Annotated in this window: 1 protein-coding gene; it reads right to left on the bottom strand. The window is 28.2% G+C overall.

Going from position 1 to position 1,804, the window contains the following annotated elements; translation table 11 throughout:
* A partial coding sequence (locus ABY298_RS16225) for a DUF4175 family protein (RefSeq protein ID WP_372747081.1) occupies positions 1-1,804 on the bottom strand: 1,804 nt, incomplete at both ends.

Below are 1,804 nucleotides of genomic sequence, written 5' to 3'. Positions count from 1 at the left end.
TCAACAATTTTACGCAAGTCATCAATATCCTCATCAATAGATTCTCCTTCAGAAGCTTCCATAGCTGAATTAAAAGATTCTGCCATTTTCTTCATTTTTTTTGCGGCTTTTTCTTGAGAGTTCTTAGCAGATTCTTTTTGATTATTATTAAGCTTATCCAAAGCATCATCCATCAATTGATTAACCTCTTTTCGCTCTTGCCCTAAATTTGGTAAATCTATTGGGCGTTTTAAATCTTTATTCTGCTTATTTAAATCAGTAAAATCATTCTCTATTTCATCAAATTCTTTATTCAGCTCATCTTGTTTTTTACTCGTATTATCTTCCAATTCACCTTTAGAAAGTTCCTCTTCTTTTTTACTCACTTTTTCCAACTTTTCTTTAATCTGATTCGCCTTTTGTTCAACGTAAAATCGTTTTGTTAATTCTAATATCCGTTCTAAACTTTGCTCATTTCTTTTATTTTTTTGAGTCAATTCTTTCAGCTTATCAACCAAATTCTCTTTCTCTAATTTTTGAGTCAACTCTTTTAATTCCTCTAAAAGTTTTTCTTGTTCTTGCATTTTTCTAGATTCTTCAATACGCTTTTCAAGTTCCTTTTTTTTCTTTTTTAAAGATTCCATTACTGGTTGTTCTTTTAAATTGTTTTGAAGATCTTTCGTCTGGTCCTGAATCATTTTCTCATACTCATTTTGACGCTTTAAAAATTCTTCTAATTTTTTCGCATCATTCCAATTCATTCTAGCTTTTTTTTGAAGTTCTTCACTTAACTTCTTTAAATCGTTTGAAGCTTTTTTAGATTTTTGAACACTATTAGAAATTTTAGAAAGCGATTCTTTTTGTTCTTTTAACAATAAATCATTTAACTCATTTGAAGTTTTATTATAATAACTAAACACAGTACTTTTAGATTTCTTACTTCCATTAACACCATCGTTATCAAAAACTTCAAAATACATTTCATATTCAACTCCTTCTTGGATTGATAATCCCTCGGGAAATACATAATAAAAATCAGTAAAAGACGATTTAGTAACGGGTATAATATGCTTTATAAGCAATTTTGGTTGATTTACATTGTAATACACCAATTGAAGTTTATCTATTGCATAATCATCACTTAATTGCCCTATAAATTGAACTGGACCATGTGAAATAGAGTCAATATCAGATTTTACAAAAATCTTTGGAAATTCATCTGAAATAACATCAATACTAAAATTAATGGATTCATGATTTACAATTTGTTTATTAGATGTTGAAATTCCATACTTAAAAGTACTCATTAAATTTTGTGAAAATGAAAATAGATTTTTAGAAATTGGATTAAAATTAAGCTCTTCTCCATCAAAACCTTTTATAGAAATTTTTTCTGTTTTTTCGGTTTCTATTCTCCAAGTAACTTTAGTTCCTTGTGGAACAACAGCGTTTCCAGTATTTTTCAATACTTCATCACTTTTTCCGGTATACGCAGGATATTTCAACTCCATTTTTAAACCAGAAATTACAGGTGTAGGAATTACAGAAAGTTTATACTCTTTTGAAAAAACATTTCCAGAATTTAAGCTAAAAGTTATATTCTCTTTTACAGCAGAAAAATTATATTTAAATTTTCCAAAACCATTAGATTCTAAATAGTAACTCTCTCCTGATAAATTTATTATTACATCTTCTGGAATACTCATTCCTACAGCTTCAACCTCTAAAAAAAAGGACTCTCCTTCAATAACTTTCAATGATTTATTTAAAATAACAAAGGTAAACGGCGCAGGTTGTTCAAATTGCGTACTATGCTGAATAACTC

Source organism: Lutibacter sp. (genome assembly GCF_041596795.1).
Taxonomy (GTDB): domain Bacteria; phylum Bacteroidota; class Bacteroidia; order Flavobacteriales; family Flavobacteriaceae; genus Lutibacter.
Note: the sequence above shows the minus strand (reverse complement) of the source record. Positions and strands in the feature narration are given on the sequence as shown.